Origin of the sequence: Streptomyces sp. P9(2023) (assembly GCF_032436795.1) — a bacterium.
Taxonomy (GTDB): Bacteria; Actinomycetota; Actinomycetes; order Streptomycetales; family Streptomycetaceae; genus Streptomyces.
Genome location: NZ_JAUPWM010000404.1, coordinates 1 through 278, shown reverse-complemented (window position 1 = coordinate 278; position 278 = coordinate 1). Strand labels below are relative to the sequence as shown.

Sequence of the window (278 nt, the reverse complement as noted above, 5' to 3'; positions counted from 1 at the left end):
CGATATAGTGAGTCTTGCCGGCTTTCGACGGACCGACGAGGAGAAGGTGCACGGCGCCTTCGAGTTCATCCGGAGGAAGTTCACCGAGAGTCGCCATATCACTTCACTCCATCTAAAATGTCAAGCACTTCCTCACAAGAAGTGACAATGTGATTCGCAAGTAACGCCATTAATTCTGGTTCTTCACCATCTCGCGTTACGATGATGACTCGTTTACCTTTGCCGGCAAACCAACCAGCCTCAAGATGCGCCGAACGACCAGACGGCAAAAGCATGAC

Annotated in this window: 1 pseudogene; it reads right to left on the bottom strand. The window is 51.1% G+C overall.

What is annotated here, in order from left to right:
• Positions 1-98: 98 nt before the first annotated feature.
• Positions 99-278, bottom strand: a pseudogene (locus Q5762_RS38120) (hypothetical protein); the annotation flags it as partial.